The 6,923-nt window shown below is 40.4% G+C and carries 5 protein-coding genes; all 5 read left to right on the top strand.

Annotation, left to right across the window (positions count from 1 at the left end; all coding sequences use genetic code 11):
• Positions 1 to 375: 375 nt before the first annotated feature.
• The 5 genes from BN1765_RS00495 (at position 376) to BN1765_RS00475 (ending at position 6,912) form a co-directional block, all read left to right on the top strand.
• Positions 376 to 561, top strand: a complete 186-nt coding sequence (locus BN1765_RS00495) for a helix-turn-helix domain-containing protein (RefSeq protein WP_050613375.1) — start codon at positions 376 to 378, stop codon at positions 559 to 561.
• Positions 562 to 627: 66 nt separating this feature from the next.
• Positions 628 to 1,491: a hypothetical protein gene (locus BN1765_RS20325; RefSeq protein ID WP_222705389.1), complete on the top strand. Its 864-nt coding sequence runs from the start codon at positions 628 to 630 to the stop codon at positions 1,489 to 1,491.
• Positions 1,488 to 2,369, top strand: coding sequence for an ATP-binding protein (locus BN1765_RS00485; RefSeq protein ID WP_050613373.1), 882 nt, complete (start codon positions 1,488 to 1,490; stop codon positions 2,367 to 2,369). The genes BN1765_RS20325 and BN1765_RS00485 overlap by 4 nt, the downstream gene beginning before the upstream one ends.
• 102 nt (positions 2,370 to 2,471) lie before the next feature.
• Positions 2,472 to 3,008, top strand: a complete 537-nt coding sequence (locus tag BN1765_RS00480) for a hypothetical protein (protein ID WP_050613372.1) — start codon at positions 2,472 to 2,474, stop codon at positions 3,006 to 3,008.
• A 325-nt stretch (positions 3,009 to 3,333) separates the two neighbouring features.
• A complete protein-coding gene (locus BN1765_RS00475; RefSeq protein WP_147554122.1) occupies positions 3,334 to 6,912 on the top strand; it encodes an LPD38 domain-containing protein in 3,579 nt (1,192 codons plus the stop codon).
• Positions 6,913 to 6,923: the final 11 nt, after the last annotated feature.

The following is a 6,923-nucleotide window of genomic DNA, read 5'->3' as shown; positions in this document are numbered from 1 at the left end:
GATTAGACACCTATACAGTAGAGGGACTTGGGGTGACTGGCAAGTCTTTTTTTTATGGCACTAAAAAAAGTGCTAGACTCTGTACAAAAACGTTGCACAAGTCTGCACTTTTATTTTGCATTACACAGTCAAAGTGGTGCCTTTTATGAAGACACCTTTTAGACAGACCGCAATACCAGCAGATGTTTATTGTTATAATATAAGTATAAGCTTTTTCAATAGCTTCAGAAATTTTCCAATTGGATAAACTAGGTAGGTGATGCAAGCCATGAGGGTTGTTTCATAGGATATGTTTGTCTTCTTGACCGAACATATGTTTTCTTTTTAGATGTAAGTGATAGAAGAATATGTTATCAAAAAAAGGGAGGGAACTGTATGAACCAGGCACTAAAAAACGAAATTCGTAATTCTCGTTTATATAACCATGAAATCGCTGCTTATTTAGGGGTAAGTGAGTCGACTTTATATCGTTGGTTGAGATCTAATCTTTCTTCTAATCAAAAGGAAAAGATTGCTGCTGCGATTGAAGAATGCAAAAAGAATCAATTGTTACATGCTTAATCATGCAAAGGGTAGGAGCGGAGAGGTGGTTGAATGAACGGATGGATTAAGTTGCATAGATGCCTTATGGATAAGCCGATTTGGTTTGAATCTACACCTGAACAAAAAACGATTTTTATCACACTTCTCATGATGGCCAATCATCAGGGGAAGGAGTGGGAGTGGCAAGGGGAAAAATATACTGCTGATCCAGGGCAATTCATCACTAGCTTAGATTCAATTGTGAAAAATTGCGGGAAAGGCATCACGATTCAGAACGTAAGAACAGCTTTAAAAAGATTCGAGAAATACGGCTTTCTAACAAATCAATCAACAAACAAAAGCAGGCTAATAACCATTGTTAACTGGGGAATTTATCAATCATTGGATGCAGAAGCTAACAAGCAACCCACCAAGCAGTTAACAAGCAATCAACAAGCAATTAACAAGGAACTAACACCTAACAAGAAAGAAAGAAAGCAAGAAAGTAAGAATGAAATAAATAAAGAACATATACCTTCACAGATTGAAAATCTGCGTGTTAGGTACTCTGAAAATCAATTAAAGGTTATTGATGATTACTTGGCCATTATCGTTCATACAAGGACCAGCGGGAAAATATCTGATTCGGTTATCTTGAAGATGTATGAGACATGGGATAAACATCCTGCAATATGTGTTGAATACGGGTTGAAAACACATGCTGAAAACCCGGCACTGCACAGTAAAAAGGAAAATTACACTCTAGGAATCATTCGCAATACTTCAGCGGAAGAAGCTGCAAGCAAGCTTAATGCAAACCAGTACAGCAATGTTACACCTTTCAGAAAAAAAGATTCCCTCTTTACTCAATCTGAGGAAAGCAAGCGGAGACAGGCGGCATCTGCTGCAACGGTTACGGACGAAAAATGGCAAGAAACTTTAAATGAATTGGAGGAATTTCCATTTTGATCAATTCAGCCAGAAATTCTAAAAGGAATAGAGGATTTGTTGAGCTAATCGGATTGGATAAGGCAAAGGATCACTTATTTAAAATAAGACCAGACTTAATTGATAAGACGCGTGAGGTAAGCATAGAAAGATGCAAATGCGGAAAGTGCGGAGAAGATACTATGTTTTGTTGGGTTTACTACCTTAAGGACGAGGATGAGCCCAGAGAAGAATTATGTGATCAGTATTGTAGCAGATGTAGAGATAAAATCTTTTCTCGAGAAATCACTTTAGAAATGAGTCAAAAAAGAAGGGAAAATATCAGGGCGAACTGGTATCTCCCCCATCCTACACATATTTCAGCAGGATTCAAAAATTTCAATGCATATAACGATTGTACAAGAAAATCCTTGCAGGTAGCAAAAGATTATACAAAAAAAATATTAGCTGGAGAGAAGATTTCTTTACTCTGTATGGGGTCGACAGGCACAGGGAAATCTCATCTGGCTACTGCTATTGCTAGGACTCTAGATGAAAAAGGGATGGTTGTTGGCTTTATTTCAGCGGCGGAATTATTCAACAAAATTAAAGAATCATTTAATACGCCAGGAATAGAAAAAAGGCTTTTTGAAGATATGAGAGCATTAGATGTTTTGGTTATAGATGACGTGGGAGTTGAGACGGTGAAGACCACGAATGAAATCAGTTGGTCAGTCTCTAAATGGACCGAAATTATCGATAATAGATTGAATCTTGCTAACATTTGGACAACAAACTTTGATGATATAAAAATCCGTGATGTAATCGGCGAAAGGGCCGTATCTAGAATGTACACAAACTCAATGTTTATAGATATGTTTTGCGAAGATTATAGGAAAACCAAACAAATTATTATCTAAAGAGGTTTTGTTAAATGGATATAAGACGGCTTCTCGATCGCATATTTGATACAAGTAATTTTACAGATGAGCAATTGCTTGATATCTGGAAAGAAGGTAAACATGGCGGAACATTGGGAGAACGTGATTTCGGAGGAATTCAGACTACTACGTGGATTCCCTGAGTTTCAAAGAAATATAAACGATTTGTTGCTGGAGAATGAACTTAATATTCAATGGCCGATTACGCAATATGAACACGGAGAGGTTTATTATTGTTGCCCGGGAACGGAAGCGCAAGCGCTCGATCGAATCGAAAGAGAAGCGCTCTTAAGAAAGACATTGGCTGTCAGAACCAAAAAGATTAATCGACTACTTGCGGCAATGGACAAGCTTGAACCAATCCAAGCGGCAGTTGTGCGATATATGGAGCTTGATCATACATCTTTGAATGCCGAACAGTTAGCACTAGATTGCGACATTCATAATTTAGTGCAGCTGTGCAAGGTTTGGGATGAAGGGATTCATTCCTTATACAAAATTTATCAGCAAGAACGGATTGCGGCTGAGTCAGAAGAACGGTTGCGGAGAGCTGAAGCAAGGCGGCAAATGGCTGCCAGTCTTAAGGAACAGAGCACATACAAAGGTGCGGCTGGTTAGAAAAACATAGTTTAACAAAAGTGTTCTTATGTAACCAGTTAAAAACTATTAATCGGGAGGGGAACGGATGACATACAATCCATTTCTGAAATTCGGGCAAAAGAAGTCTGCACAGCAACTATATGAAGAAGATAAGACGGCCACTGTCCCTCAGAAGAAAAAAGGATCGCCGAGACGGGCAGGGAACATTAAATATAACAGCTCTACTTTTAACAGCCGTAGCGCAGAGAAAGGACGATCTGCACAATGGGAGAAGGACCTAATCAACCCTCTCCCTAGCAATAAGTTTTTCGGAAAGAACCAGAATGCTAAGTTCGATACCATCATGGAATTGAAAGGGTTATCCAAAAGCGAAGCGGCAGAGTTTCGGGAGTGGATGGATGCCCGCGAGAATAACGTGGAAACAATCTATGATAAGCAGAATGATATTTTGAGATCCCTTGCCAAGCGAAGCAAGGAAAAAAAGGATGAACCTTTTACCGCCTTAGTCAAAAAGCAGGCGAACACCGTTCCTCAAAGCAAAAAAATTCTTAATTTCCTAGATAGCACACTCGGCCGCGCATCTCATTCCATGCAGGAACTCGTTCTAGGTAAAGATTTCGTGGACAAGCAAGATGAAGCGTACAAAGGAATCGCCGAAAAGAAAAAAGCCAAGGACGAAAAAGAAGACCGCCTTGAACGGTTGCACACAATTACTAAAGCTGCAGAGAATAAGAAAGAAAAAGCAGCTGACATTGCCGGCAAAGGCTTAGGATTAGCTAATTATATCGTTCCGGGTGTAGGAGCCGAATCAGCTGTATCAAAGTTGGCTGGGCTTGCTAAATTAGCTAAGCCAGGTAGTCAACTAGCCGAAATGCTGGCGGTAAAGGGTACGGAAAAAGGATTCGAAAAGTTATCCAAGATTGCTCTTAATCGAAGTATAAAAGGCGCTGCAAGTGGTGCGGTGTTCGGCGTGGGGAACGAAGCTGTTCGTGCTGGATTCGGTGAAGAATTAAGTCCGGAAGAGCGATTGAAACGGATCGGGCTCGACACTGCTTTTGGTGCAGTTGCCGATCCTTTATTAATGGGTGCTGGGAGCCTGGTGGCTAAAGGCGTTGGCAAGATGGCTAAAGGTGAAGTTCCTACGTTTACCGGCCGTCCAAGCGAAAGTGTTGTAGATTCTCTTGCGCCTAGTAAACAACATCCACTTGAGGCGTTAAGAAAGCTGAAAACTTTGGGTCAAAATGAACCGGAGTTAAAAGGCGATTTTGGTTCTTTTGTTAACAAGATGAAAGCAACACAAGAGGGTGCTGCTACTGCAGAGAAAATAAAGCCTCAGGGGGATTTTTCAAGGTTAAAAGCAGGAAGAGACTTTGAACCAATCGAGCCTAAAGGTGTGAATGAATACGAATTAGTAAAAGCTCCAATCAATCGCGATATCCCTTATACGCCTGGAGATCCGTTGCCGGATACAACAGGGCATATTGTGAGTAAAGTAGATAAAACAAAGCCATCTTTTAAGAATCTGAGGGAATTAGCCTACAACAAGGGAATCGACAATGTAAAAACGCTGGATCACTTTGATGAAAGGGCCGAGGCAGTTTTAGGACGCTCATTAAAACCTTCCGAAAGGTCCTATATGTTGGCATTAAATTCTCGAGGTAGCGATCAAGTTGTTAAACAGATACTCACTTCTCAACTGGTGAATAAAGAAGGGGAAGCTATTGGCCCTTCTCTTAAAGAAGTTGTTTCGAAAATTCCTAAGCGTAATTTAAAACAATTTGAAGATTACTTAGTGAATAGACACGCTATTACTCGTATGGAACGGGGAGAAAAAGTTTTTCCTGACGAAATGAAAATGAATGCTGCTAAATCAGCAGCAAAGGTTCAAACTTACGAAGCGCAATACCCAGATTTTAAAGATATCGCTGAACAATATTACAATTTCGATCGGCAGTTTAAGGATAAGTGGTTAGTAGATATGGGGATGTTCACGAAAGAAACGATGGACGAATATCGCGCTGCAAATCCTTATTATATTTCAAACAATCGATACTTTTCTTCCTTGGAAAAGAACCCGTTTCGTGGCAAGGCAAAGAATAGCTTTGCAAATCAAAATGTTACGATCCATAAAGCAACCGGCTCTCAAAGACCTATAATTAGTCCGATAGAAAGCACTATTGAAACGACCGATAAGATTGTGAAGGCGGCCAAAAGAAACGAGGTTATGCAATCAGTCATAAAAGTACTGCAAGAGGATCCTGAAGGGATGAAAGGTTGGGCAGAAATTTTACCTACAAAGGATATGCCGACAGATATGAAAAACGCTTTGAAAGAAAACGGCGTAGAAGGGGTCATAGAGCGATTTAACGAAACGTTCGATAAAAAACCCGACCTCACTAATGGAAACGTCGTATACGGCATGATAGACGGTAAAAAAGTGCATGTAAAGGTTCACGACCCTGCTCTATTGGATGCTTTGGTGAATTTATCGCCTAAAGCTCAGAATACTGTGGTAAAAGCCGTTGGCCAAGTAACCAGAATGATGAAAACATTAACCACCGGAGTAAACCCTGTCTTCAGTTTGACCCGGAATATATGGAGAGACATTCCGACTGCTTATGTTAATTCAAAATCAACTAATAACCCGTTTGTTTTTACAAAAGATCTAATTGGTTCGGTTATAAGCGTTTTGAGAAATGATGATCTATACAAGTCCTTCAAATCTGTTGGAGGGGGACATGCGAGTCCGGTTTCATCTGACATAAACCTTCTGGCACAAAGTAAACGATCTTTGTTGCCACAAAAGGGCATACGGCCATTATTAGGTAAAGGAGTGGGAGCGATAGAAAACCTAAACAATGCCGTTGAAGCTGCACCTCGTTTAGGGGAGTTTAAGCGCTTTGTTAAGCAAGACCCATCGTACAACGGAAAGATTAAGGGCTTATACGAGGCTAACGATGTCACCGTAAACTTTAATCGTCATGGTAATTTCGCAAAAGAAGTGGATGCTTTTGTGCCTTATCTCAACGCGGCGCTCCAAGGGCTTGATAAGACTGTTAGGGTAGTAAAGGACAATCCGATTAAATCCACAGTAAAAGCTTTTACTGCCGTTACTATTCCGAGTATTGCTCTATATGCAATCAATCATAAGGATCCTGATTACAATGAGCTAAGTTCCCATATTAAGGACAACAATTTCTTGATACCGAATGGAGATGGGACATTTACCAAAATTCCTAAACCTAGAGAATTGGGGCCTATTTTCGGTGCGGATGTAGAAAGGGCATTGCGAATGTGGAATGATCAAGATCCACAAGCTTTTGATAACTTTGCTGAAACATTCATAGCGAACTTTTTCCCGCCAACCAGAACCATTGCGGCGCCTATTGGTGACATTAGAGCAAATAAGAACTTCATGGATGCTCCTATTGTGCCGGCAGATTTGGAAGCGTTGTCGCCGGAATATCAATATGATTCAAAAACCAGTGAGATTGCTAAGGAACTAGGGAAACTAACGAACAAGTCGCCCAAACAAATTGATTATCTTTTCAAATCTTACGGTGGAGTATTGGCTGAACTGGGTATTCCTGCCACAACCAAGGGTGCTACAATTAGGGATACATTAAAGCAAAAGGTTACGGCTGACCCTGTATTCAGTAATGACCGGGCCAAGGAATTCTACGACTTGAAAGAAAAGCTTGATCGAGCTTATGCTGACTTAAACAAACTTGGAGTAGAATCAAGTGATTACGATGATGAAATGAGAAAAGAATTGAATGCTCGCCAGAAAGAAATGAGCGATTACCGCAAGGAAATTAAGGCTGTTCAGAATGATGATTCCATCGATCGAAACGAAAAACAAAGACAAATTCGCAAGCTGCAACAATTCATCAACGAGCTATCAGACATATCCAGAAGATAGAGGTGAAAGCA

Origin of the sequence: Bacillus testis, from assembly GCF_001243895.1 — a bacterium.
GTDB classification, from domain to species: domain Bacteria; phylum Bacillota; class Bacilli; order Bacillales; family DSM-1321; genus Bacillus_AD; species Bacillus_AD testis.
This window is presented reverse-complemented; position numbering and strand designations above follow the sequence as displayed.

Coding starts and splice junctions, on each gene's coding strand:
- BN1765_RS00495 (WP_050613375.1), top strand. CDS start 376: ATGAACCAGGCACTAAAAAACGAAATTCGTAATTCTCGTTTATATAAC.
- BN1765_RS20325 (WP_222705389.1), top strand. CDS start 628: ATGGATAAGCCGATTTGGTTTGAATCTACACCTGAACAAAAAACGATT.
- BN1765_RS00480 (WP_050613372.1), top strand. CDS start 2,472: ATGGCGGAACATTGGGAGAACGTGATTTCGGAGGAATTCAGACTACTA.
- BN1765_RS00475 (WP_147554122.1), top strand. CDS start 3,334: ATGGAATTGAAAGGGTTATCCAAAAGCGAAGCGGCAGAGTTTCGGGAG.